Source organism: Enterococcus cecorum DSM 20682 = ATCC 43198 (assembly GCF_000407565.1).
Lineage (GTDB): Bacteria > Bacillota > Bacilli > Lactobacillales > Enterococcaceae > Enterococcus_E > Enterococcus_E cecorum.
Map to the genome: position 1 here is coordinate 767,029 of NZ_ASWI01000004.1, position 22,752 is coordinate 789,780.

Below are 22,752 nucleotides of genomic sequence, written 5' to 3' on the forward strand. Positions count from 1 at the left end.
GATATTTTACATTGTGTAACCGCTATAAACTTGATAAAATAAAGAAAAAACGGAAATCAGGTAAACGTAATGTATATTGAAGATATGACTGCAGAAGAAATCAATCGCATGCCTAAGCTAAAATATCGAGAACGGATGGATAATGAATTGGCCTATCAGTGGTTGTTTCGTTGCTTTGTGAATGAAAAGGATTATCCCAAAACCTATCAGATAATACAAAATGCATTAGATCACGACAATGACACCTTGTATTATCTCAATCCATTTGAGGTAGTGCGTCGTTTGTACTGGGCGGATGAAAATCAGTATTGTCCTAAAGAAATATTTATATTCATGGAAAAAGCTTTTCGTGATCAGCTCTATTTGCTTTTAGATCCGTTAGCGGCGGATTTTCTCGGGGATTTATTCTATTTGTCAAGATTTCGACATTTGAATGAGAAAAAAGCCATCAAGTACTACACCGTTGCGGCGAAAGAAGGACTATCAAATGCGATGGCGCGTTTAGGTATCCTATACTATCGACAACATCGGCTAAAAAAGGCTTATCCATTTTTGTTAAAGGCGAGTATGCTAGGTGATTCGGAAGCAAAATATCAATTAGCCGAACTCTATTGGCATGGCGAAGGAGTAGAACAAGATTTATTTTTGGCTAATAAACTTTATCAAGAAGTCCAAAAGCAACTAGAGGATAGTGAAGCAAAGGTGCGTGCGATGATTCGCCTTTCTCAGTATAAGCGGATGGTGGCAGAGGCTGAGGAAAGATTTTTGGATAATATTAGATTGTTGCACAAGGCTGAGCAAATATATTTCGAGTTAGGCCAACAAACAGCCGGCATCGATGAAAGTCTAGAGGAGGAAATCAATCAAGAATTAACCATTGTGAAACAAGCCATCAAGCAAAGAAGGGGAATTTCTGGCTTACGATGGATAAATGTGCACACTTCGCTACATGAATTAGAAGCCAGTCTGTGGCACGAAGGCGATATTGAAGATTTATTGCGACTATCCAAGAGTGAATACTTCCAAAAAGCAGTGCCATTCCAATGTCCAAACAATCAGTGGGAAGCATTAAATTTGATTCAAACCAAACTGCTTGACCAAAATATATTTGCAATTCGTGTGAGAGATAGCCAGTTCAAATATCAAAATGAAGACGATCAGCGCCAATTTCCTTTAGTTGAAGCACCGTTAGATTTTGATGAAAATAAAATCACTCATTATATAAAAAATCGCGAGTTTACGTCCGATGTTCTCAATACGATTGGTTTTGTGCATTTTGAACCCTTGATGAAAACGAAAAATAAAGAATACCGTCTGCATTATTATTTTGAAAATGAAGAGATTGCTCGAAGTTACACTGAAGAAATCTTTGAGAAAATGCTGAGTTATGCCTTTTATCGATTAGATGCTAAAAAGGTTTGGATAGGTACTTTGAAGGATGATGAAACGAGACTTGAATTTTTACGTAAAAACGGCTTTAAATCAGAGCCTTCTGAAAAATTACCTTTTGTGGATGACCGAAAAGATGTACACTATTATTGTTTGCTTGAGCGTTTTTGGGACAGTTATTAACATGTTGCGAAATGAGGGATTCGATGCGTACCGACTTATTTATGAATCAAGAAGACCAATTAAATCAAGAGATATTAAACTACCTCGAGCGGATGAAATTCTCAGGCGTTGCGCATTATTTTTGTTGCTGGTCATATGGTTGGGCGAGAATCTTTCATCTAATGGATCGTTGGACAGGAATCACTACGACGACCGTATCCCCAATTATCCAAATGATATTGCGCTGTGATTTGCTCATTTTTACCAAAGATGAAATTTTGATAAAGCGTGTGAAGTTATTTGGCAAAGAGAGCCTACCAGCGCATTTAGATAACAAACATTTGGTGCGATTGTCTCGAAAAAATATCCAATCGTTACAAGTCAAACCGATAAAGAGTAGATTTATTGGTGAAGGCGGATATGAAATTATGGTTCAAGCGGATAAAAAATATTATTTTGAAATTCACAATCTTACTGACAATAGCTTTTCTGCTGTAAATTTCAAACAGATGTTGCGACAAGGATATTTCGAGTGAAAAGGTATGGAAATGAGTGATTTTACTTGAAATAGATTCAACAAATGAGCATAATAAATTTATAGATGAGTGGTCAGCTCATGGTCAATCTGATATTAATCTTGAACGTAATGGTCAAGTGGTGGCGGACACCGGAACTAAATCCGATATTGCTCTTGAACATAAGGGTCAAATGGTGGCAGACACCAGAATAAACCGACTAATAAGAACGACTCACACAGGTATTGGTGGGCCGTTTTTTTATATACAGTAATCTTAAGTATAAATTATGAGACAAATTTAGACTCAAAATCATCAATTTTTTGAAAATCTAAAGTCAGGTACCTTTTGCCTGGCTTTTTTAATAGATACTGTTGTGTAACCGTTACAAACTTGATAAAATAAATTAAAAATAACAATTATGAATGAACTAATTGAGGTGTTTCTGCATGAAAATAACGACTGAAAGATTACTGCTTAGACCATGGGAAGATAGCGATGCGGCTAATCTATATCAATATGCCAAAGATCCACAAGTTGGACCGCGAGCGGGTTGGCCACCACATGAAAGCCAAGTCCAAAGTTTAGCAATCATTCAGACTGTGCTGCGTGATCCATATTCTTTTGCTGTATGTCTAAAGGAAAGCGAAGAAATGATTGGTGCCATTGGATTTCATGACTCGCATTCGCCACACATTCATCCTGAAAATCATGAAAAAGAGTTAGGATACTGGTTAGGCGTACCGTTTTGGGGACAAGGACTCATGCCAGAAGCAATCGAGGCGATGTTGGCTTTTGGGTTTGAAGAACTCCTACTTAATACGATTTGGTGTGGCTACTATGAAGGAAATGAACAATCCAAACGCGCACAAGAAAAATGTGGCTTTACCTACCACCATACACTCGAAAATGTCGATGTGCCTCTACTAAAGGAAGTCCGTACCGAGCATTTCACTCGATTAACCAAAGAAGAATGGCATGTGAAAAGAGGAAAATAAAATGGACCGACTCACAAAATTTGAAGCGATGTTAAATGAAATCATGACCACAGCTGCAAAAGAAAAACAACAAATGGATGCACTCAAATTAGCCGGCAAAGAAAAAAGTGCGACTTATCGACAACTGATGGCCAACCGCTTAATGTACACGCGAATAATAGGACTATATAAGCAATATGGATTGGTGGATGAATAATAGACTATATCATTTTCCCATCTGATTATTTTGATGGAAAGCAAGTTGAAACAGAATACCTTAGCGAATATCAAGCTTGTCAGACAGAAACTCAAACTTTGATTTTTAATTATGAAAAATTTTTTGAAGAAAACCGACTAATCTTGAATCAAGTAAATTTTACGCCTGGTAGTGCTATTTATCGTGGTTGGATGATGACACCAAAACAATACCAATCTTTTTATTCGCAATTAAGAGATAAATATCAGATTGAATTATTAACTTCATCTGAGCAGTACGAACAATTTCATTTATTTCCAAACATTTATCCAGAATTGATAGAAGATACACCCAAAATGTTGACCTTTCCATTAGGGACTAGGGTAGATATAGAAAAAATTCGTTCTCAGATGTCGGTATTTATGATTAAGGACTACGTGAAATCAGCAAAAGGAACTGAATTACCAAGCCGTATCTCTAGTGCGATTTCCCAGCAACAATTAGATGAGTATCTTGAAATTTTTTATCGTTATCGCGGGGATTTACTAACAGGTGGAATCTGTATCAAAGAATATGTTGAGTTAAAAACATTAAATGGTCGACATAATGAATATCGAGTTTTTTATGCGAATGGGAAAATGTTTTGTATTGCAGAATCAGAAGCAAATGATGAGTTTACCACACAGCCACCGAGAGAATTAGTCGAAAAATACCAACATTTACCAAGTCCATTTTATACTGTGGACTATGCCGAGTTGGCTGATGGCTCGTGGATTGTCATTGAAGCTGGCGATGGTCAAGTATCAGGATTGAGCGACCATCAAGATAGAGCAGCGTTTATGTCGAGTTTGTGTAATTAAATTCATAATGCGAGCTATGGAATATTTGGGTTTAGTTGAAAAGTATGATAACAATAGCCGACTTACATCTTTTGGAAAAACGGTAAAAGCTGAAGAAGATATTTATCTAAAAAATATCTTACTAATAAAATCTATTTTGAAAAAAAGAATATTTAGAGATGCTTTTATTGAATATTTGTTGTATGAAGAAATTAATAAGAACAAAACAGTTAGAAAATTGATGGAACTTTACAAAATAAATGATACAACAGCACAAAGAAGATTTAATACAATAAAGTCATGGATAGAATGGATTTTTTCATTTACAAATATTAAGTAACTAATCGGAGGTCCTATGCTTACTTTTAAACAGTTGATTGATTTAAATAATGCTTATATTGATTTTTGCGAATATGAATATGGACAGGTAGAACCTCTAGTTGATTTTTCGCAACCAGTTCAAATGATTTCTCGAGAAGTTTTTCCGCAAATGATTGATATTGCCTATACGGATGAAGTGGAGGATAGTTTTGGACGTTTTCGCTATGAAGTTGCGGCCAAGGTTGATATTCAAAATTGTGAGGAGATCTATCAGCTATCAAATGAGAAATTAACTGTTATCTGCGTGAAAGAGACTTCGGTGGATGAGATCATTTACAATTTGCGTTCGTGTTCTTTTGATGATTGGATTACATGTACAAATTGGATAGATTATGATGAAGTCACGCAGCTTACGGATGGAGTAATTAGCGAAGAAAATTTGTTTGCATTACATCCGGAAATGAAAAGGATAGAAATTGTGCGTTTGGCATCTTTCATCTAATTCTTTTCCTTAGTATAATGATATTAGTTATGAATGAAATGTAGGTGTTAGTCTTGGATGATAAATCTTTAGAGGTGATGCATAAAGGGTTATATCATGCTTTTGTGCAAGAAAGTGAAACAGCTGGTAATTTAGCTTTTCATCCTAAATTTGTATCAAATAATCAGCGAAAATTCCATAAAGTATTAACGGAAATCGAATATGAATTGCAAAACTGCGATGCATTCTTCATAAGTGTGGCTTTTATTACGATGAGCGGGATTACGCCTTTGTTGCAGGTCTTTAAAGAGTTAGAGCAAAGAGGTGTTCCAGGGCGTATTTTAACTACTGATTATTTAACCTTTAGCGAACCTAGAGCTTTGAAAAAGTTAGCTGAGTTAAAGAATATTGAAGTTAGAATGTATCGGACCCAAAATCAGTCATCTGGTTTCCATACAAAGGGCTATATTTTTGAAAAAGATAACTTATACCGCATGATTATTGGTAGTTCCAACTTGACCATGAATGCTTTAACAAAGAATAAAGAGTGGAATACAAAGTTGATTTCTACTAAAGATGGTGCGGTTTATAAGGACTTAGTCGATGAGTTTGAAGCACTTTGGAGTGATAATTCGCAGCAATATGATGAACATTTAGCAAAAATCTATGAAGAAAATTATCAACGCCAAAAAGCAATTCAAAAACAAAAAATTCAGCAAGAGTTCGAAGCGATTTGGCAGGATTCTCATACTGTACAATATGAGCAAGTAGCGGATAGTTATGATACACAATATGAAATTGTTCAAGAACAACGTGATGTGACTCGACAAATGGCTGTTCCTGAAATGGAAATGTATAAATTACAGCCAAATTCGATGCAAAGTGGATTCATAGATGAGTTAAAAGCGCTGATAGCTAATGGGGCTAAGCGTGCATTACTTATTTCAGCGACTGGTACTGGGAAAACCTATGCCTCGGCTTTTGCGTTAAGAAATATCAAATACAAACGTGCGCTATTTTTAGTTCACCGTGAGCAAATTGCCAAACAAGCCATTGCAAGTTATAAAAAAGTTTTCGGACCAACACGGACTTTTGGGTTGCTATCAGGTAATCATAAAGCCGATACAAGTGTTGATTACCTTTTTTCAACAATGCAAATGATGGCAAAAGAAGAGATTCGTCAACAGTTCCCTAAAGATTACTTTGATGTAGTAGTGATTGATGAAGCACATCGTGTAGGAGCTGGTTCTTATCAACGAATTTTAGATTATTTTGAACCTGAATTACTTTTAGGGATGACTGCAACACCAGAACGTACCGATAATTTTGATGTGTTTAAAGCATTTGATCATAATATTGCTTATGAAATTCGTTTAAAGCAAGCATTGGAAGAAGAGTTGCTTTGTCCATTCCATTATTTTGGTATTAGCGATATCCAGGTCAATAATCAACTACTAGATGAAACAAAAGATTTTACGCGCCTTTCTTCTAGTGAGCGGATCAACCATATTATCGAGAAAATAGAGTATTTTGGTTATTCGGGTGACAGGGTTAAGGGTTTAATTTTCTGTCGTTCAAAAGAGGAGTGCCAATTATTAAGTGAGGCTTTTAATCAACGAGGATATCGCACGGATTATTTGACTGGTTCAGATTCTCAAGAAAAGCGTGAAAAAATGATTTCTTATTTGGTAGATGATCAGCAAATCGATTATCTAGATTATATTTTTACAGTCGATATTTTTAATGAAGGTGTGGATATTCCAGAAGTTAATCAAGTGGTTCTACTTAGACCGACGCAATCGCCAATCGTTTTTGTTCAGCAATTAGGACGTAGCTTGCGAAAGGATAAGGATAAAGAATATCTAGTTGTGCTTGATTTTATTGGAAACTATAAGAATAACTACATGATACCGATTGCTTTATCTGGAGACCGTAGTTATAACAAAGATAATATTCGCAAGTTCATTTCAGAATCTGACCGTACGATTCCAGGTGCGTCAACGATTCACTTTGATGAAGTTTCACGTAAAAAAATCTTTGAATCGATTGACGGAGCAAATTTCGACTCCATTCAATTGATTAAGGATGCCTATAAAGGATTACGACAAAAATTAGGTCGAATTCCAGAATTGATGGAATTTGAAAAATATGGTGAACTTGATGTCATGCGTATTTTAGGAAATCCGAAATTGGGTTCATACTATCGCTTTTTAAATAATTATGAATCAGAGTATCATTTCGAGCTTTCGGAATCGAATGAACAAATGTTGAAGTTTATTTCACGCAAGTTTGCGAGTGGTAAACGTGCACATGAGTTACTTGCTTTTCGATTATTAATGCAAAATTCAGCACAAGACATTTATCCACTTTGGGAGTCTGAAATGGCTAGTCGTTACGGAATTACTATTGATTTGAAAGCAAAAGTAAATGTGGCTAATATCTTAACAGGCAGATTTATTACTGGTGGCGAAAAAGTAACATTCAAGGATTGTATCTTTATGGATGATTCTTCAGGTGAATGGTTGATTTCTGATTCATTTAAGCAAGCATTAACGGATGAAGAATTCGTCCATCAACTCAAGGCGGTGATCGAATTTGGGTTACACCGTTATGAACAAAGTTATCAGGACAGATATCAAGATACTAATTTTGTTTTATATCAAAAATATACTTATGAAGATGTGTGTCGCTTATTAAACTGGCAAGAAAATTCAGTTGCTCAAAATATTGGTGGTTATAAATTTGATAAAGATACGAACACTTTCCCGGTATTCATCAACTATCACAAATCCGAGGATATTGATGCGACGATAAATTATGAAGATCGTTTTATTAATGAAAACCAACTGATTGCAATCTCAAAATCAGGTCGCAATTTAAGCTCAAATGATGTGCAGAATTTTATCAATGCAGAAGAAAGGGGAATTAAAGTAGATTTATTTGTTCGTAAAAATAAAGATGACAAGACTTCAAAGGAATTTTATTATCTTGGTCGGATGAAGCCCACTGGTTTTGCGGAAGAGTTTCAAATGAAAGATACGAACAAAACCGCAGTTGAGATTGGTTGGCAGCTTGAAACTCAGGTGCGAGAAGATATTTATGACTATATTGTTGAAAGGTAGAGTGAGATGAAAGAGATAGAAGTTGTAGCAGCTATTATTCAAGAAGAGGGAAAGATTTTCGCGACTCAGCGTGGTTACGGTGATTTAAAAGGTGGTTGGGAATTTCCTGGCGGTAAACTAGAAAAAGGCGAATCACCTGAGCATGCTCTTGTTCGCGAAATTCAAGAAGAGCTAAATACAACAATTGAAGTTGGCGAATTGATTGAAACGGTTGAATATGATTATCCTACCTTCCACTTAAAAATGTATTGTTACTTGTGTCAACGTGTTTCTGGGCAGCTGGATTTGTTAGAACATAGTGCAGCGAAATGGTTAACTAAAGCGACACTTGATTCAGTAGACTGGCTGCCTGCGGATATAGCGGTGGTCAATAAATTAAAAGAGATATTATAAAGCGAGGTATGAATGAAATTAAGAAAGTCTTTTCATCATCAATTTACTCAAATAATCAATAATATGGGCATTCATAGGATACCTGGCCCCATGTTTTATCAAGCAAAGTATGGATTGCGTTTTGAAATGGGCGTTGGGGATCCGACTGATGAAAGGTTTAGGATCATACCAACTCATTTTGAAGAAGCTATCCATCGTGCGCTATGCATTTATCAAGCAACCGGGCCATATGATATTTTACGTATAAACGTATGGTTGGATTCTGAACATGAATCTGGAATACCTAACTACTTCACTAGTCTTGGCTTGCCTGAATGGGATGAATCATATATTGAAACGCACTATTCAGATGGTTATGAATATCAGATAAAGGCGTGTTATTGGGATTTACGAAAGCTTACCTTTAATTGGAAGAAGTTGTTTCGTGATATTGTATATACAGATTTCAAGGAACCACACTTTTTGGCGAGTAATGTTTTCTTCTTAAATACGAAAGCTGAAATACTTTACCACTTATATGATGATCGTGGCTTGGATGTAGTGGCTACAGATAAAATGACCTTGCAGCCGATTTATCAAAACTATCATACATGGTTGTTAGATTATGATCGAGAAGCAATGAAAAAAGTATTTGAATAAAAATTTTACATCGAGTCTCAGTTTTGGGGCTCGATTTTTCTTGACACTGGTGTTACACTTGTGTTAATTTTGTGTGGGGTGATGAACTTATGGCAACGGATAAAAAAAGAGTAATGATTAGTTTTGATGATAAGAGTTTAGAAAAGTTAGAATATCTTGTTGAGGATGCGCGAGATAGACGTGGGATGCGTTTGACTAAATCCCAAATTATTGAACTCTTATTACAAACAGTTGACCATTTTGACGATATCATGGGGGCGATTTATTCGAAAAAATAGATCGCAGCTTTTTTTAGCATATGGTGTAACACTAGTGAAAGAGGTGGGAGTATGATATACATCAGAGAAGCACAGTTTTTAGATGAAATTGCGATGAATAAATATAATTTAATGGTAGGTGCTCATTTGCGGGGAGAAGAAGTACAGTTTTATCAGTCTTTTACAGAAATTGGTAAGTTAACTGTAGATGATTATGTTTTTGATTATGTCCAACAGTCATATCAATTATTTGAATGGATGGGATTAACAGTACCTCTTCTAGATTATCCAGACGCCTTACAATCCTTATATGGTAGAAAAATCAGAACGTGTAAAATTGGTGAAATCGTAAATAATCCAAGTACATGGCCAGTATTTATCAAACCCAAAGATGGCTCCAAAGTTTTTACAGGACGTGTGGTATCCTCGATTAGGGATTTGATTGGAATTGGTTTACCGATGGATTATCCGGTATGGGCTAGTGAGCCTGTCGATTTCATCAGAGAGTGGCGCTGTTTTATTTTACATGGTGCAGTACTTGATGTTCGTCCTTATATAGGAGATTATCATGCACAATATGATGCTGCGGTGATCGACCAAGCAATTAAACTTTGGCAAGATGCGCCGTGTGCTTATAGTTTGGATATTGGTGTTACGAAAGATGGTCGGACGCTTGTTGTTGAAGTCAATGATGGTTTTGCACTTGGGCATTATGGGTTGACGCCGCTGAGAGCCTTGAAGTTTCAAAAGGCAAGGTGGCATGAGATTACTGCTGCTTATTTTAATGAACATGAGGTGTTTTCTTTTCCAGAAGAGGCTCTAAATTATTAGTCTTTTAGATTCGAGGTGAGTAACATGAAAATATCAGAGTTTTGGCAAGGATTTAAAAAGGAATATGCAATTGAGACAGACAGTTATGCGGCTTATGCATTTGGGGTAGATGAAGATGAATTAGCACAGTTAGTATTATCAGGAAAAAAGACTGCAACCTCCTCACTTTATTTGGCTTATGAGTTTGAAAATGAACCGTTGCCTCAAGTTGGTGCGTACAATATGATTTTGGATAGTCAGGAACAGCCCGTTTGCATTACTCAGACCAAGAAAGTATACCTATGTCCATATAATGAAATTACTGCTGAGTTTGCAAAAAAAGAAGGCGAAGGAGATTTGTCGCTTCACTATTGGCAAGTGGTGCATGAAGCATTTTTCCAATCTGTATGTCATGAAATGGGGACAAAATTTTCACCTGAGATGCTTGTTGTGTGCGAAGAATTTGTATGTCTATATCCGAAAAGCTTTCCACGCTAATTTCACATGGGCTAAATGTGTGTTATAATTTGTTTAGAAAATTGAAGGAAGTGGTTAGGATGAATGAGCAGACTACTTTGGAAAGCCGTCAGAAAACCAAAAATGGTGTGAAACGATTGATTTTCGTAGTGCTTTCCATTTTGCTCGAAGTGACGCTGATTGTTCTTTTATTTACTTCACTAAATGATTATGCCGAATGGTTGAACTTATTAACGCGTACACTTGCAGCAATTTTAGTGCTCTATATTTATAGCGAAGACAAGACTGCGACGATGAAGATGCCGTGGATTATACTAATTATGTTATTCCCAATTGTCGGTGTGACGATTTATCTTTTAGTAGGTTTGAATAAAGGGACTAGAAAGATGCGCGCCCGATATCAGGCAATTGACGAGGTGCTATTACCGCTCTTACCTGATTCGTCTGATTTAATCGAAAATTTAAAGCAAACACAGCCCAAAGCCGCGAGTATTTCTCATTATTTGCAGACTTATGCGAAATATCCACTCTATCAAAATACGGATGTGACATATTATAACGAAGCGGTCAAAGGATTAGAAGCACAACTTGAAGCTTTAAAGCAAGCCAAACATTTTATTTTTATGGAATATCATGCGATTGAAGATAAAGAATCCTGGCAACGAATTGAGGAAATCTTAGTTGAAAAAGTCAATGAAGGGCTAGAAGTTCGGGTATTCTATGATGATATGGGTTCGATTGGTTTTATCAATACGGATTTTGTACAAAAGATGGAAGGTCTAGGAATTGCTTGTCGGGTGTTTAATCCGTTTATGCCTGGGCTAAATGTGTTTTTGAATAACCGTGATCATCGCAAAATTACGGTCATTGATGGTGAGGTTGGCTTTACTGGTGGCTATAATTTGGCCAATGAGTATTTCAATGTAACGCATCCTTATGGCATGTGGAAGGATACGGGAATTCGGTTGGAAGGTCCTGCTGTGCGTTCCTTAACGATTGCCTTTTTGGAAATGTGGAATGCCGTCAAAGAAACGGATAAACATGATGAAAACTTTATGCGCTTTTTGCCTGTGGACAGCTATGAAGCAAGTGAGACTGGCTTTGTCCAACCTTATGCCTTTATTCCAATGTCTAGTGAACGGGTCGGGGAAGAAGTGTACATCAGTATGGCCAATAAGGCGGAAAAATATTGTTACTTTATGACGCCTTATTTGATATTAACGGATGAAATGGTGCATGCGATTGCTCTTGCTGCAAAACGGGGCGTAGATGTGCGAATTATTACCCCAGGAATTCCGGATAAAAAGATGGTTTATGGGGTGACGCGTTCCTTCTATCCTGATTTGGTTAAGCATGGGGTTCGTATTTATGAATGGACGCCAGGTTTCTGTCATGCGAAAATGAGTGTGGTCGATGATGTGATGGCAACTTGTGGGACGATTAATTTAGATTATCGTAGTTTGTATCATCATTTTGAAAATGGCTGTTTTATGGTTGACACGCAGTCAGTGCTTGATATTAAAGCAGATTTCGACGCTACTTTTGAAGAATGTCGTGAAGTGACGCAAGAATATCAAAAGGGAAGTAAAGCTCATTTGTCATTGAAAGAATTATTCTTACGTTTGTTTGCACAATTGTTATAAAATTTATCGAGTATCTTGTGAAAATTGCTTACAAGATGCTCTTTTTTTGTTATAATGTACGAAATGAAAAAGGAGTGGTGCGGATGTTGAAAAAATGTAGTGAGCAAGACCGGAAACGATTGACCGATTATCTTTATCAAAATCCCGTGTTGAATTTATTTATTATCGGTGACTTGTATAATTACGGTTTTGATTCGGACATTCAAGACTTATATATCGATGAAGATTATCAAGGTATTCATGGTTTGGTTTTACGTTATCGCAACAGCATTTTGGTGCAAAGCTATGAAGGTAGGATTTATCCTGAATTTGTCGCAGAGTTAGTTGAACGTCACCAGATTACACATATTAATGGGGAAGCGAGTTTAGTGGAAAAATATGACTTTACTGCAAGAGAGAATGTATTATGTTACTTCTCGCAATGCAAAGAACTAAAAAATGCACCTGAGATGACATTAGTTGAATCGTTTGGCCCTGAAGATGCGCAAGAAATTTCAGAGGTTTTTAAAAGTGTTTTTAAAAATTTTTCAGCGAAACCTGATGAAATCCAAGAAAGTCTAGCGAAAAAACTAGATCGTGTCTATGGTGTCAGAGTAGATGGAAAAATTGTATCGATTGCTAGAAGTACCGCTGAATGTCCTGGTTTAGCAATGTTAGTGGGTGTTGCTACGTTAGAATCTTTTAGAAGTCTTGGGTATGCACGCTAAACGGTAGCCAAACTAACCGCAGATTTACTCGCTGAAGGAAAGGAACCTTGTCTCTTTTACGAAAATCCAGTTGCAGCGAGAATATATGAGAGTCTAGGCTATGAACGCGTCGGACAATGGCGAGTAGTGAGATTGTAGGTGAGCGTATGTCTATTGTTTTTGCAAATGAAGAGGATATTTCTAAAATTTATGATTATTTAAATACGATATCTACACAGACGCAGTATCTAACCTTTGATTCAGATGGATTAAAAGTTAGTTTAGACGCCTTTTCTAAAGTATTTCTTTCTCAGTTATCCAATCCGAATATTAAATATTTTTGTTATAAAGTTAATGGAAATATTGTTGGTATTGCCAATTATCGGGTGGATTCTAGAACTAAGATGTCGCATCGTGCAAAAATAGGAATAAGTGTATTAGCTGATTATCAAAACAAAGGTATTGGTAAACAACTACTTGCTTCAATGATTGGGTATTTAGAGCAACAAAAACAAATCGAATTAGTAGAATTAGAAGTTGCCTCTGAAAATAAGGTAGCTATTTATTTATATGAAAAATTTGGATTTAAGAAAATCGGAAATCTACCTAAATTTTTTAAACTAGGTAATGATTATATGGATTTTATCATGATGCAATTACAACTTAATCGTCAGTAAACTTTACGTGATACATTTTAAACACGAACGATAAATAGAAATTGACACTAAAATATTGCTGTTTTGTTGATTGAAACGAATGGACAATCTATAATTTTTGTAGAATATACGAAAATGAGGGTTGGTAATGAGCAAATGTTTAGTGATTGGTTCTTCAGTTTGTGATTGTTTAATTTATACGGATGTGTTACCTAGTCGTGAAGGGGATGCACACATTAGTAACCAGAAAATGCAAATTGGTGGTTGTGCATTAAATGTTGCTGTAACTTTAAAGGGATTAGGTGTGGATTTTGATTTTTTATCTCCCGTTGGCCAAGGAATGTATGGTGATTTTGTTGCCAGTGAGTTGGCTAAATTACAATTACCTATATTTCGTGTTGAGGGTGAAAATGGGTGTTGCTATTGTTTTATCGAAGCAGATGGCGAACGAACTTTTCTTTCTTATCATGGCGTCGAATATAGCTTCCAAATATCTTGGTTAGAAAACTTTGATTTAAATGAATATGCCTATCTCTATCTTTGCGGATTAGAAGTGGAGGAAGCGACTGGCGAAGAATTAGTTGATGCACTCACTGATTTTAAAGGTAAAATTGTTTTTTGTCCTGGACCAAGAGTTTGTGAAATCTCCTCAGAACGAATTACACAATTGTTATCTTATGAACCAATACTACACTTAAATGAACAAGAAGTCTATTTGATGAGCGGTCAACAGGAATTATCCGCTGCGATTGAATATCTGTATGCCCAAACGCATGCACCAGTCGTGGTTACATTAGGTTCCAAAGGTGTGCTTGCCTATGATGGTGAATGGGCAGAATGTCTTTCTGAAAAAGTTGAGGTCAAAGATACTGTCGGGGCTGGGGATAGTCATGTAGCTGGGATGCTAGCTGGATTATTAGCAGATCATAATCTCAGGGATAGTTTACAATTAGCCAATCGAGTCGCTGGGGAAGTCGTACAAGTCTCAGGCGCATTATTGCCAAAAGAAAAATATCTGGAATTGCGGCTAAACGAAACATAAATAGCTGAAATATGGAGATTTATATAATGAGAAAAATGGATTATCTTGTTTACCTAATTAATATTGTAAGTAATCATTATTTTGCTGATGATTTAAAAAAAGGATATAGAACACTAAATGATAGTGGGCTACTTGCCTTTAACGATGAATTCTATGATGTACAACATACTTTGAGTAAGGAAGTACTACTAAAAGAAGTTGGTGAAATCATTCTTCAAAGTGATATTTGTCAGAATGATTACTTGAGAGACAACGTTGCCTTGGTTCGTTTAACAATTGGTGAAATTATGCGTCGTTTAAATATTAGTTATATGGATGCCATGGATTTATTCTATCAATCCATTACAGCTGAATTATTATCTGATGAAGATACTGGCTATTTTACTTATTCTCATCTTGATTTAGCTAAGTTAGTAATAGAAGAACAAAAAGTGAATAGCAGAGAAGAAAAAATTGATATACATGTTGAAGGAAAAGTATTATGTGTTTAATTTGTGAGAGAATCAGAGAAATTACTGAAAACAAGAATCCGTATTTTGTAAAAGAAATGACCACAGGATATGTAGTGATTGGGGATCATCAATATTTTGAAGGTTATACACTATTTTTGTGTAAGCGACACGTCAACGAATTACATGAATTATCACACGAATATAAATTGAAATTTTTAGATGAAATGAGTTTGGTTTCCCAGGCGGTCTCACAAGCGTTCCAAGCTGATAAAATGAATATTGAGTTATTAGGTAATGGTGAAAGTCATGTTCATTGGCATCTCTTTCCACGCAAAAATGCCGATTTAGGTAAATATGGGCATAATGGGAAAGGGCCTGTTTGGTGGTTACCTTTTGATGAAATGTATGATGAAAATGTAAGACCTGGTAACGAAAAATTACAAGAATTGAAAGTAAAATTAATTGATGAGATTAATAAAATTAGTTGAATGAATAGCGCTTGAATTGTCTATGGTTCAGGCGTTTTTATTTTGATATAATGAAATTTGAAGAATGTTGAAAGGGAAAATTTTTGGCTATGAATAATAAAATCTTAATCATCGGTTGTCCTGGTTCTGGGAAGAGTACTTTTGCGCGTAAGTTAAGGGATCAACGCCAACTTCCACTCTATTATTTAGACCAAATTTGGCATAAACCAGATCAGACGAATATTTCGAAAGAGGAATTTATTCAGCGTCAAAAAGAAATGATAAAGCAGGAAGAATGGATAATTGATGGAAATTATCTCACCACTTTAGAATTAAGATTGGCAGCTTGCGATACGGTATTCTTTTTAGATTTACCGAATGACGTTTGCTTCGAAAGTGTTAGAAAGCGAATCGGTCAAGTGCGCGAGGATATGCCTTGGGTGGAAGAGACGTTTGATGAGGAGTTCCAACAATGGATATTGGATTTCCCAACTAAACAACGACCAGAGATAATTGAATTGTTGAAGAAATATAAAGAAGGTAAGCAAATCATCGTCTTTCATACTCGAAAAGATGTTGAGGCGTATTTTGATCATCAATAAACCTCTTAGAAAGTGGTAAATAACAGATAAACTTATTTAATCTATAGTTTATTTTGATTATTTGATTTTAATAAGCAAGCTACATATTAATTTTGTTTTAGAAACGGGTGAGTTAAATGACAAAATTTGGAGTTGTATTATATCCTAATTACTCTTTGCAGGAAATTACATGCATAACGTCTACACTATCAATCTGGTTTAATGAAGAAATTGATTATATTGCTAGTGAGAATATTTGCTATTTTACAGAAGAGGGATTACCCACATATCCAACTAAGCTTATTCATGAAGTAAATATTACAGATTATGATTGTATTATCATCCCGGGGTCAATTAATCCATTAGTAGGGTTATATGATGATGAATTAATTCATTTTTTACATCAAGGTATTTCAAGCAATATTGTTTTTGCGGCAATATCATCAGCACCTCTTTTATTGGGAAAAGCAGGATTATTAAAAGGGAAAAAGTATACTGGAGGATTATTCGTTCAGCAATTGGATTATTTTGACTTTATGGAAATTGATAATTTTACTCATAAATCAATTGAGATAGAGGATGGATTAATCACCGGGATAGGGATGTATTTTGTTGATTTTGCTAAGGCTGTTTTGAAATATTTAGATTATCCAATTGATGAAACCTTTTTAAATCCAAGCCTGAAATACACTGAGAAAGATTTGCTTTTTTATTATTCGTAGGAAGATTATTTAAATTTTGTCAATGAAGTTAAAACTTTTGAGAAATAGAATGAATCTATTTGAAATTTATTTTTGTATCTGATTCTTTTTATAGCAGCTCAATTTGGGTTGCTTATTTTTGTGGAAAAACTAATTTTTTTGATATAATGTGCACTCTATTACTTGTTTATTTAGCTGTTTTGTATTCGGCTACATATAGAAGATAAGACAACGAATATGGTATAATTTAGAAAATGTTTTTGGGAGGGGCCTTATGCAAGCTTTATTAGTTATTGATATGGAGCAGGGATTTATGAACGCGGATAGATCTGAGCGAAATAATCCTGATGCAGAGAAAAATATTTTGAAATTAATGGATTATTTCCGTGAAACGAAACAACTAATCATTCATATTCAACACTTGAGTACTGATCCTCACTCAGCCTTTTTCACTGAAGAAGGTTATCAGTTCATGGAAGGTTTTGAGCCGCATCCTGGGGAGAAAGTTTTTCAAAAACACGTCAATAGTGCATTTATTGGAACGAATTTATAAGGATATTTACATGAAGAAGGGATTTGTCGACTCGTTATTACTGGTCTAACTTTGCCTCATTGTGTTTCTACAACGACTCGGATGGCTGGAAATCTTGGCTTTGAGACGACATTAATTAGTGATGCCACCGCTACATTTGCATTAAGAGACATTATGGGTAATTGGATAAATGCAGAGGAGTTGCATCAGTCTCATTTGGCAGCGTTGAACGAAGAATTCGCAAAAGTGATGAGCTGTGAAGAGTTTTTACGAGTCATTGATAAAAAAAGAGAATGAAATAGAATAATACAGGAACAAGAAAGTAGTTCTGTTTAACACTATTTCACTTTTTCCTAGTTTTTATTTTCTCTGTAATGTGTTATGATGAGAAAAGAACGAAAAAATAAGGATGATTTATCATGAATGATTATACAGACATCAAACGAAATCATTTCCGTTTTCCTGCTTTTTCAGATGAAGATGGAGTAAAACTTCAAGATGGTACTTTTCGTAAACCTTTCTCATTTGAAGAGGATTGGATTTTAACGGATGAAGATATTGATCGAAAAGCAAATAGACAAAATAAAGTAAATACTTCTCGTCGTGGAAATAAGACAATTGCGCATAAAGCTGGTCATAGTGTGAAGCAGATGGAAGAGTTGAAAAAACATCGCGAAAACTTACCTACTTATTCACGTCATCCAAAAGTGGAAGTGACGCCAACTGGCAAGAAAAACTTATTCGGTAGCAGTCATTTGCATGCGACTTATAAGGTGCGAAATGAAAAGGAAACGCCTGCCATTCATGCCAAACCACCTAAGACAGATGTGTTTAAAAAGTCGGTTTTCGAACCAACTTATGTACCTGCTTCATTAATCCCTGATAAAAAGGAAGAGGTAGACCAATCTGAGTTGTTGAACTCGATGCAAAAGAGCAAGGACAGCTATATGCTTTTCGATACCGAGCCAGCGCCTTATCAAGTAAAACAAGAGGAAAATGAACCCACTGTGAAGAAGTTCAAAGTTCCAAGTGCTACAAAAGATCGTAATAATTTACCGAAAGCAACACAAGAAATGATTGCAAAGAAAAAATCAGTCTTAGGTTCATTAGATACGATGATTGAAGAGGGTGCGAAAGAAAAACGCAATACCAAATATTTTGAATAATAATTATGTCTGGCTATTTTTTACGGCCAGACTTTTTTCTTAATTTTTCGAAATATTTTGCGTTTTCACTATAAATTTTCTGACAAATTGATATAATGGATAAAAGGCTACTTGGCTAGTAGAAAAGAAAAGAGGAAAACAAATGAGAAGGTTTGAAAAATCACATAAATTAGATCATGTTAGCTACGATGTTCGTGGTCCAGTCTTAGAAGAAGCTGAACGCATGCAAGAAAATGGCATTTCCATCTTAAAGCTAAATACAGGAAATCCTGCGCCATTTGGATTTGAAGCGCCAAATGAGATTGTTCGCGACTTGATTATGAATGTCCGCCAATCAGAAGGGTATTCAGATTCAAAGGGGATTTTTTCAGCGAGAAAGGCAATCGAGCAATATTATCAATTATTAAAGTTTCCAAATTTGTCGATTAATGATATTTATACTGGTAATGGCGTCAGTGAATTAATCACCATGTCGATGCAAGCTTTGTGTAATGATGGCGATGAAGTGCTTGTGCCGATGCCGGATTATCCTTTATGGACGGCTTCTGTATCGTTGGCTGGCGGAAAACCTGTTCATTACATTTGTGATGAAGAAAGTGAATGGTATCCAGATATTGCGGATATTCGTTCTAAGATTACTGCCAAAACGAAAGCAATTGTTTTAATTAATCCGAATAATCCAACAGGGGCAGTATATCCAAAAGAGATTTTAGAGCAAATTGTTGATATCGCGCGTGAATTTGAATTGATGATTTTCTCTGATGAAATTTATGATCGTTTGGTGATGGATGATTACAAACATATCCCAATTGCGACTTTGGCACCGGATTGCTTTGTAGTGACGTTTGGTGGCTTATCGAAATCTCATCGTGTGGCAGGTTTCCGTGTAGGTTGGATGGTGTTAACCGGGAAGAAATCAATTGCTAAAGATTATATTGAAGGTTTAAATATGTTATCTTCCATGCGTTTGTGTTCAAATGTTTTGTCCCAACAAGTCATTCAAACCGCACTTGGGGGCATTCAAAGTGTGGATGAACTACTTTTACCAGGTGGCCGCATTTATGAACAACGCGAATTTGTCTATAAAGCCGTGAATGATATTCCCGGACTTTCGGCAGTTAAACCTAAAGCTGCTTTTTATATGTTTCCAAAAATTGATGTGAAGAAGTTCAATATTACCAATGATGAGCAATTTGTATTAGACTTTCTTCATGAGCATCATGTCTTAATGGTGCATGGCGGTGGTTTCAACTGGATGCAGCCGGATCATTTCCGAATTGTGTATTTACCTAATTTGGATGATTTGAAATTAACAATGGATAAGATGCGCAAGTTTTTAGCTACTTATCGTCAAAAATAAACATTCTTCAGCTCGGTCTTCTCCCCGGGCTGATTTATTTTGAAGTAAAAGAGGTGAACGCATGGCGGATTACTTAGAGACTTATTTGACTTGGTATCCGAATAGTAAAATAGAACATTACCCCAAGATTTTCATACGACTTTATCTAGTGATGAGCGTAGTCAGTATTATCAAGCACTTGAGTTAAATCAGCAGCAACAACTGGAGTTACACCGCAAATATGAATTGCGCTCGAAATTTACTACTTTTGATTATTTAAAAGATACCCAATGGCAGTTTGATGAATACCGGGTGGACTACAATTATCCAAAGAGTGAGCCGGGATTGCGCTGTAAGTGTGGTAAAAAGTTGAAATATCAGTTTGTCTTAATTTCCAAAAATAAGCAAAAGAAAATGTATTTAGGCATGCAGCACTTTTCTGATCATCTAGGTGTATCGCAAAAGGTGGCTAATGAGATTAAAAAGGGTTTGTCACAAGTGGATTTTGGCATTGATGAGATTTTGTGGTTGCATCATCAAAAGTATCAATTTCCTAATGAACTATGGCGACGGTATTGTTTTGCGCATTATCGGAATAGTTTGATGAAGCAACCAGTCAAGCTTAACCGGCAATTACTCAAGCGATTGGCGAGTTTTAGACAAGTGGATTTACCGATTTATACGGTAGATTTTCAGCTGGTTTTGCGTGAGATTGCTTTGGTTAATAAGCAGCTACATGTGGAAGGCAACCAGTTAAAGCAAATTTATCAGCGAGAACATTTTGAAGCTTTTGCCCAAGATTTAGCGCAAGATATTTTAACATTTGACTTTAATTATGATAGTAAACGGATTTTTTCAGCGCAAGGCAAGAAATATCTAAAGAATCAATCATTCACGCGCGAACAACTGATGAGTGAATTGATAGAACGATTGCGACAATTGGATGGCCTTGAGGATATTTCTCAAAAACGTGCCAGTTTTCAAACACAAACCTTGCATTTACCATTAGCAATGTTTGAGAAAAATTGTTTAGCATATGTATTGGAAAAATATTTGCAATATGGTTTTCGTTTGAATTTCTTTATCAGTTTACCCCGCAGCCTCAGAATGGCCATGCAAAAAACATTGAAAGCCCAAAAAGCCATTCCTACCGTGCAAAGTTATACGCAAGAGTTGCAAGTACATTTAAATCAAATTCCAAAAGGCTATCAAAAAATGGTATTGGAAAGTTTGTTACGCGATTTAGCTGCAAGGGAGTAATCTTTTTTGAGGAGTTCAAAAATTTCCAAATGAATGGCTCTATCCCTTGCACTTCATGGATAACAGGTGTAGGATAAGAAACAGAGGTGTTGTATATGTCAGAAATTACATTAAATCAATTAGAAAACTTAGAAAATGCATATTTAAAAAATGATAAGTTAAATGTGCTTCAAAATGCTTTATTTAGCAATGATTTAACCAAAATTGCTTCTAATCAACAAGCAAAAGCAGCGCAACCATTTATTTTTTCAATTGACTTGAAAACACATGGAATTACCAACCAATTTCAATCTGGTCGTTGCTGGATTTTCTCAGCGATGAATGTTTTGCGTGAAGCTTTGATTAAAGAGTTGAAGATTGAAGGCGATTTTGAACTTTCTCAAAATTACATTGCATTTTATGATAAATTAGAAAAAGCAAATTGGTTTATGGAATGTGTCAAAAAAGAATTAGCTACTGATTTAGATGCGGAAAAAATGCGTTTCTTATTAGAAGGAGCAGTCAGCGATGGGGGTCAATGGAATATGTTGGTTTCATTGGTTGAAAAATACGGGGTTTGTCCGAAAGATGCGTATCCTGAAAGTTTCCAAGCTGGACATACTCGTAAACTAAACAGTTTGATGAATCGTCGTTTACGCAAATTCGCACTGGAAGCTAAAGCCGCCTTTGATGCAGGAAATAAAGAAGTAATTGATAAACTTCAACAAGAAACCCTTAAAGAAGTCTATCAATTATTAGCAACAAACTTTGGTCTACCTCCAAAAGAATTTGTTTTTGAATATTATGATGAAGATCATAAAGCGCATGCCAAAGAATTAACACCACATGAACTATACAAATTAACTAACTTAAACTTAAGTGACTATGTGAATGTGATTAATGGTCCTACAGCAGACAAACCTTTCTATCAAACATTCACTGTAGAACATTTAGGGAATGTCGTCGATGGTCAACCTGTTCAATTATTAAACTTACCATTAGACGAGTTCAAAGAAGCAACAATCAAACAAATGCAAGCAGGTGAATTGGTATGGTTTGGTTGTGATTGTTCTCAAGATGCTGATCGTGAAGGAGGTATGTGGAATGATGAATACTTCCAATACGAAAAAGCTTTTGACTTAGACTTGGCTTTAACGAAAGAAGAAATGTTAAACGTGAAGGAAAGTGCCATGAACCATGCGATGGTCTTAACTGGGGTAAACTTAGTCGACGGCGAACCTAATCGTTGGAAAATCGAAAATTCTTGGGGCGATAAAGTAGGGCACAAGGGTTACTATGTTGCCAGTGATACTTGGTTTGATAAATATGTGTATGTTGTGGCTATCAACAAGAAATATTTATCAGAAAAAGCCCTAAAAGCTTTAGAAGGCCAACCAACATTATTAAAACCTTGGGATCCATTCGGTACTTTGGCAGACTAAGATTGGTTTTAAATTAAATCTAAGCTATTCACAGCAGTTCGCAATACTTGTGAGCTGCTGTATTCATTTTAAGTGAATTTTATTGACTTTTTATTTTAAGCACGATAAAATAAAAAACAGATGAAGCAGATGTGGTGGAATTGGCAGACACGCACGCTTGAGGGGCGTGTGAGCACAGCTCGTGTGGGTTCGAGTCCCATCGTCTGCATAAAAATAAAACACAAGGTT

At 35.8% G+C, this 22,752-nt stretch carries 26 protein-coding genes, 1 tRNA gene and 1 pseudogene; all 28 read left to right on the forward strand.

Annotated features, from left to right (window positions below; all coding sequences use genetic code 11):
- The first annotated feature begins 69 nt into the window (after positions 1-69).
- The 28 genes and pseudogenes from I567_RS09770 to I567_RS09910 all read left to right on the forward strand — a co-directional run bounded on the left by I567_RS09770 (position 70) and on the right by I567_RS09910 (position 22,732).
- Positions 70-1,572 carry a tetratricopeptide repeat protein gene (locus I567_RS09770; RefSeq protein WP_016252061.1) on the forward strand — a complete coding sequence of 501 codons (1,503 nt, stop codon included), beginning with the start codon at positions 70-72 and terminating at the stop codon, positions 1,570-1,572.
- A gap of 23 nt (positions 1,573-1,595) precedes the next feature.
- The gene (locus I567_RS09775; RefSeq protein WP_016252062.1) at positions 1,596-2,087 is read left to right on the forward strand and encodes a hypothetical protein; all 492 of its coding nucleotides are present in this window, start codon (positions 1,596-1,598) and stop codon (positions 2,085-2,087) included.
- Between the two features lie 16 nt (positions 2,088-2,103).
- Complete coding sequence (locus tag I567_RS09780) at positions 2,104-2,340, forward strand: hypothetical protein (RefSeq protein WP_016252063.1); 237 nt, start codon at positions 2,104-2,106, stop codon at positions 2,338-2,340.
- 175 nt (positions 2,341-2,515) lie between these two features.
- Complete coding sequence (locus I567_RS09785) at positions 2,516-3,064, forward strand: GNAT family N-acetyltransferase (RefSeq protein ID WP_016252064.1); 549 nt, start codon at positions 2,516-2,518, stop codon at positions 3,062-3,064.
- 1 nt (position 3,065) lies between these two features.
- Positions 3,066-3,260, forward strand: a complete 195-nt coding sequence (locus tag I567_RS09790; protein ID WP_016252065.1) for a hypothetical protein — start codon at positions 3,066-3,068, stop codon at positions 3,258-3,260.
- A 143-nt stretch (positions 3,261-3,403) separates the two neighbouring features.
- Positions 3,404-4,099: an ATP-grasp domain-containing protein gene (locus tag I567_RS09795; RefSeq protein WP_248622582.1), complete on the forward strand. Its 696-nt coding sequence runs from the start codon at positions 3,404-3,406 to the stop codon at positions 4,097-4,099.
- A 16-nt stretch (positions 4,100-4,115) separates the two neighbouring features.
- Positions 4,116-4,418 (forward strand): DUF7226 domain-containing protein, encoded by a 303-nt coding sequence (locus tag I567_RS09800; RefSeq protein ID WP_026209958.1) that lies wholly within the window; start codon positions 4,116-4,118, stop codon positions 4,416-4,418.
- A 15-nt stretch (positions 4,419-4,433) separates the two neighbouring features.
- Positions 4,434-4,901 carry a hypothetical protein gene (locus tag I567_RS09805; RefSeq protein WP_016252067.1) on the forward strand — a complete coding sequence of 156 codons (468 nt, stop codon included), beginning with the start codon at positions 4,434-4,436 and terminating at the stop codon, positions 4,899-4,901.
- 44 nt (positions 4,902-4,945) lie between these two features.
- Positions 4,946-8,002 carry a DUF3427 domain-containing protein gene (locus I567_RS09810; protein WP_231940230.1) on the forward strand — a complete coding sequence of 1,019 codons (3,057 nt, stop codon included), beginning with the start codon at positions 4,946-4,948 and terminating at the stop codon, positions 8,000-8,002.
- A 6-nt stretch (positions 8,003-8,008) separates the two neighbouring features.
- Complete coding sequence (mutT, locus tag I567_RS09815; RefSeq protein ID WP_016252069.1) at positions 8,009-8,395, forward strand: 8-oxo-dGTP diphosphatase MutT; 387 nt, start codon at positions 8,009-8,011, stop codon at positions 8,393-8,395.
- Between the two features lie 12 nt (positions 8,396-8,407).
- The gene (locus tag I567_RS09820; protein ID WP_016252070.1) at positions 8,408-9,034 is read left to right on the forward strand and encodes a DUF3885 domain-containing protein; all 627 of its coding nucleotides are present in this window, start codon (positions 8,408-8,410) and stop codon (positions 9,032-9,034) included.
- Positions 9,035-9,123: 89 nt separating this feature from the next.
- Positions 9,124-9,312: a hypothetical protein gene (locus I567_RS09825; protein ID WP_016252071.1), complete on the forward strand. Its 189-nt coding sequence runs from the start codon at positions 9,124-9,126 to the stop codon at positions 9,310-9,312.
- A gap of 51 nt (positions 9,313-9,363) precedes the next feature.
- Positions 9,364-10,122 (forward strand): ATP-grasp domain-containing protein, encoded by a 759-nt coding sequence (locus I567_RS09830; protein WP_016252072.1) that lies wholly within the window; start codon positions 9,364-9,366, stop codon positions 10,120-10,122.
- A gap of 24 nt (positions 10,123-10,146) precedes the next feature.
- A complete protein-coding gene (locus I567_RS09835) occupies positions 10,147-10,599 on the forward strand; it encodes an ASCH domain-containing protein (RefSeq protein ID WP_016252073.1) in 453 nt (150 codons plus the stop codon).
- A 59-nt stretch (positions 10,600-10,658) separates the two neighbouring features.
- Entirely contained in the window at positions 10,659-12,221 is a 1,563-nt protein-coding gene (gene cls / locus I567_RS09840) for a cardiolipin synthase (protein ID WP_016252074.1), read from the forward strand.
- An 83-nt stretch (positions 12,222-12,304) separates the two neighbouring features.
- On the forward strand, positions 12,305-12,928 hold the full coding sequence (locus tag I567_RS09845; RefSeq protein WP_016252075.1) for a GNAT family N-acetyltransferase: 624 nt from the start codon (positions 12,305-12,307) through the stop codon (positions 12,926-12,928).
- Between the two features lie 146 nt (positions 12,929-13,074).
- Positions 13,075-13,584: a GNAT family N-acetyltransferase gene (locus I567_RS09850; protein WP_018345345.1), complete on the forward strand. Its 510-nt coding sequence runs from the start codon at positions 13,075-13,077 to the stop codon at positions 13,582-13,584.
- A 127-nt stretch (positions 13,585-13,711) separates the two neighbouring features.
- Positions 13,712-14,605 (forward strand): PfkB family carbohydrate kinase, encoded by an 894-nt coding sequence (locus tag I567_RS09855; RefSeq protein WP_016252077.1) that lies wholly within the window; start codon positions 13,712-13,714, stop codon positions 14,603-14,605.
- 26 nt (positions 14,606-14,631) lie between these two features.
- Positions 14,632-15,096 (forward strand): DUF3791 domain-containing protein, encoded by a 465-nt coding sequence (locus I567_RS09860; protein WP_016252078.1) that lies wholly within the window; start codon positions 14,632-14,634, stop codon positions 15,094-15,096.
- Complete coding sequence (locus tag I567_RS09865) at positions 15,087-15,545, forward strand: HIT family protein (RefSeq protein ID WP_016252079.1); 459 nt, start codon at positions 15,087-15,089, stop codon at positions 15,543-15,545. Before I567_RS09860 ends, I567_RS09865 begins: the two co-directional genes overlap by 10 nt.
- Before the next feature lie 89 nt (positions 15,546-15,634).
- Positions 15,635-16,126: a P-loop NTPase family protein gene (locus I567_RS09870; protein WP_016252080.1), complete on the forward strand. Its 492-nt coding sequence runs from the start codon at positions 15,635-15,637 to the stop codon at positions 16,124-16,126.
- A gap of 116 nt (positions 16,127-16,242) precedes the next feature.
- The gene (locus I567_RS09875; RefSeq protein ID WP_016252081.1) at positions 16,243-16,827 is read left to right on the forward strand and encodes a DJ-1/PfpI family protein; all 585 of its coding nucleotides are present in this window, start codon (positions 16,243-16,245) and stop codon (positions 16,825-16,827) included.
- Positions 16,828-17,080: 253 nt separating this feature from the next.
- Positions 17,081-17,635 (forward strand): annotated as a pseudogene (locus I567_RS12970) (cysteine hydrolase family protein).
- Between the two features lie 122 nt (positions 17,636-17,757).
- A complete protein-coding gene (locus tag I567_RS09890) occupies positions 17,758-18,504 on the forward strand; it encodes a hypothetical protein (RefSeq protein ID WP_016252083.1) in 747 nt (248 codons plus the stop codon).
- Positions 18,505-18,646: 142 nt separating this feature from the next.
- Positions 18,647-19,864 (forward strand): pyridoxal phosphate-dependent aminotransferase, encoded by a 1,218-nt coding sequence (locus I567_RS09895; RefSeq protein WP_016252084.1) that lies wholly within the window; start codon positions 18,647-18,649, stop codon positions 19,862-19,864.
- A 225-nt stretch (positions 19,865-20,089) separates the two neighbouring features.
- Entirely contained in the window at positions 20,090-21,103 is a 1,014-nt protein-coding gene (locus tag I567_RS09900; protein ID WP_016252085.1) for a YdgA family protein, read from the forward strand.
- Positions 21,104-21,198: 95 nt separating this feature from the next.
- On the forward strand, positions 21,199-22,524 hold the full coding sequence (locus tag I567_RS09905) for a C1 family peptidase (protein ID WP_016252086.1): 1,326 nt from the start codon (positions 21,199-21,201) through the stop codon (positions 22,522-22,524).
- A 125-nt stretch (positions 22,525-22,649) separates the two neighbouring features.
- Positions 22,650-22,732: transfer RNA gene (locus tag I567_RS09910), tRNA-Leu, on the forward strand.
- Positions 22,733-22,752: the final 20 nt, after the last annotated feature.

Bases quoted from the DNA above. Each gene is read 5' to 3' on its own strand.
- I567_RS09770 (WP_016252061.1), top strand. From the start codon at position 70: ATGTATATTGAAGATATGACTGCAGAAGAAATCAATCGCATGCCTAAG.
- I567_RS09775 (WP_016252062.1), top strand. From the start codon at position 1,596: ATGCGTACCGACTTATTTATGAATCAAGAAGACCAATTAAATCAAGAG.
- I567_RS09785 (WP_016252064.1), top strand. From the start codon at position 2,516: ATGAAAATAACGACTGAAAGATTACTGCTTAGACCATGGGAAGATAGC.
- I567_RS09790 (WP_016252065.1), top strand. From the start codon at position 3,066: ATGGACCGACTCACAAAATTTGAAGCGATGTTAAATGAAATCATGACC.
- I567_RS09800 (WP_026209958.1), top strand. From the start codon at position 4,116: ATGGAATATTTGGGTTTAGTTGAAAAGTATGATAACAATAGCCGACTT.
- I567_RS09805 (WP_016252067.1), top strand. From the start codon at position 4,434: ATGCTTACTTTTAAACAGTTGATTGATTTAAATAATGCTTATATTGAT.
- mutT (WP_016252069.1), top strand. From the start codon at position 8,009: ATGAAAGAGATAGAAGTTGTAGCAGCTATTATTCAAGAAGAGGGAAAG.
- I567_RS09820 (WP_016252070.1), top strand. From the start codon at position 8,408: ATGAAATTAAGAAAGTCTTTTCATCATCAATTTACTCAAATAATCAAT.
- I567_RS09825 (WP_016252071.1), top strand. From the start codon at position 9,124: ATGGCAACGGATAAAAAAAGAGTAATGATTAGTTTTGATGATAAGAGT.
- I567_RS09830 (WP_016252072.1), top strand. From the start codon at position 9,364: ATGATATACATCAGAGAAGCACAGTTTTTAGATGAAATTGCGATGAAT.
- I567_RS09835 (WP_016252073.1), top strand. From the start codon at position 10,147: ATGAAAATATCAGAGTTTTGGCAAGGATTTAAAAAGGAATATGCAATT.
- cls (WP_016252074.1), top strand. From the start codon at position 10,659: ATGAATGAGCAGACTACTTTGGAAAGCCGTCAGAAAACCAAAAATGGT.
- I567_RS09845 (WP_016252075.1), top strand. From the start codon at position 12,305: ATGTTGAAAAAATGTAGTGAGCAAGACCGGAAACGATTGACCGATTAT.
- I567_RS09850 (WP_018345345.1), top strand. From the start codon at position 13,075: ATGTCTATTGTTTTTGCAAATGAAGAGGATATTTCTAAAATTTATGAT.
- I567_RS09855 (WP_016252077.1), top strand. From the start codon at position 13,712: ATGAGCAAATGTTTAGTGATTGGTTCTTCAGTTTGTGATTGTTTAATT.
- I567_RS09860 (WP_016252078.1), top strand. From the start codon at position 14,632: ATGAGAAAAATGGATTATCTTGTTTACCTAATTAATATTGTAAGTAAT.
- I567_RS09865 (WP_016252079.1), top strand. From the start codon at position 15,087: ATGTGTTTAATTTGTGAGAGAATCAGAGAAATTACTGAAAACAAGAAT.
- I567_RS09870 (WP_016252080.1), top strand. From the start codon at position 15,635: ATGAATAATAAAATCTTAATCATCGGTTGTCCTGGTTCTGGGAAGAGT.
- I567_RS09875 (WP_016252081.1), top strand. From the start codon at position 16,243: ATGACAAAATTTGGAGTTGTATTATATCCTAATTACTCTTTGCAGGAA.
- I567_RS09890 (WP_016252083.1), top strand. From the start codon at position 17,758: ATGAATGATTATACAGACATCAAACGAAATCATTTCCGTTTTCCTGCT.
- I567_RS09895 (WP_016252084.1), top strand. From the start codon at position 18,647: ATGAGAAGGTTTGAAAAATCACATAAATTAGATCATGTTAGCTACGAT.
- I567_RS09905 (WP_016252086.1), top strand. From the start codon at position 21,199: ATGTCAGAAATTACATTAAATCAATTAGAAAACTTAGAAAATGCATAT.